This window comes from Pseudomonas sp. R25(2017), from assembly GCF_002112565.1.
GTDB classification, from domain to species: Bacteria; Pseudomonadota; Gammaproteobacteria; order Pseudomonadales; family Pseudomonadaceae; genus Aquipseudomonas; species Aquipseudomonas ekonensis.
The window spans coordinates 1-1647 of the sequence record NZ_NEHZ01000046.1; the positions used below are offsets into that span (position 1 = coordinate 1).

Consider the following 1647-nt stretch of genomic DNA (forward strand, 5'->3'; position numbering starts at 1 on the left):
CGCGACGTCGAAATCCGCGCCCCCCGCGGCAACCAGCTGACCGCCAAGAGCTGGCTGACCGAAGCGCCGCTGCGCATGCTGATGAACAACCTCGACCCGCAAGTGGCCGAGAACCCGAAAGAGCTGGTGGTCTACGGCGGCATCGGCCGTGCGGCGCGCAACTGGGAGTGCTACGACAAGATCGTCGAGAGCCTGACCAACCTCAACGACGACGAGACCCTGCTGGTGCAGTCGGGCAAGCCGGTCGGCGTGTTCAAGACCCACGCCAACGCCCCGCGCGTGCTGATCGCCAACTCCAACCTGGTGCCGCACTGGGCGACCTGGGAGCACTTCAACGAACTGGACGCCAAGGGCCTGGCCATGTACGGCCAGATGACCGCCGGCAGCTGGATCTACATCGGCAGCCAGGGCATCGTCCAGGGCACCTACGAGACCTTCGTCGAGGCCGGCCGCCAGCACTACAACGACAACCTCACCGGCAAGTGGGTGCTGACCGCAGGCCTGGGCGGCATGGGCGGCGCGCAGCCGCTGGCGGCGACCCTGGCCGGCGCCTGCTCGCTGAACATCGAATGCCAGCAGGTGAGCATCGACTTCCGCCTCAAGACCCGCTACGTCGACGAGCAGGCCAAGGACCTGGATGACGCCCTGGCGCGCATCGCCAAGTACACCGCCGAAGGCCGCGCCATCTCCATCGCCCTGTGCGGCAACGCCGCGGAGATCCTGCCGGAGCTGGTGCGCCGCGGCGTGCGTCCGGACATGGTCACCGACCAGACCAGCGCCCACGACCCGCTCAACGGCTACCTGCCGGCCGGCTGGACCTGGGACGAGTACCGCGCCCGGGCCAAGACCGAGCCGGCGGCGGTGGTGAAGGCCGCCAAGCGGTCGATGGCGGTGCACGTGAAGGCGATGCTGGACTTCCAGAAGATGGGCGTGCCGACCTTCGACTACGGCAACAACATCCGCCAGATGGCCCAGGAAGAGGGCGTGGCGAACGCCTTCGACTTCCCCGGCTTCGTGCCGGCCTACATCCGTCCGCTGTTCTGCCGCGGCATCGGCCCGTTCCGCTGGGCGGCGCTGTCGGGCGACCCGCAGGACATCTACAAGACCGACGCCAAGGTCAAGGCGCTGATCCCGGACGACGCGCACCTGCACAACTGGCTGGACATGGCGCGCGAGCGCATCAGCTTCCAGGGCCTGCCGGCGCGCATCTGCTGGGTCGGCCTGGGCCTGCGCGCCAAGCTCGGCCTGGCGTTCAACGAGATGGTGCGCAGCGGCGAGCTGTCGGCGCCGATCGTGATCGGCCGCGACCACCTGGACTCCGGTTCGGTGTCGAGCCCGAACCGCGAGACCGAATCGATGCAGGACGGCTCCGACGCCGTGTCCGACTGGCCGCTGCTCAACGCCCTGCTCAACACCGCGAGCGGCGCGACCTGGGTGTCGCTGCACCACGGCGGCGGTGTGGGCATGGGCTTCTCGCAGCACTCGGGGATGGTGATCGTCTGCGACGGCACCGACGAGGCGGCCGAGCGCATCGCCCGCGTGCTGCACAACGACCCGGGCACCGGGGTGATGCGTCACGCCGATGCCGGTTACCAGATTGCGATCGACTGCGCCAAAGAGCAGGGCCTGAACCTGCCGATGATCACT

Annotated in this window: 1 protein-coding gene; it reads left to right on the top strand. The window is 68.7% G+C overall.

The features are described 5' to 3' along the window. The coding region (gene hutU / locus CAG31_RS27960) for a urocanate hydratase (RefSeq protein ID WP_139832661.1) at positions 1 to 1647 on the top strand (1647 nt) is incomplete at both ends.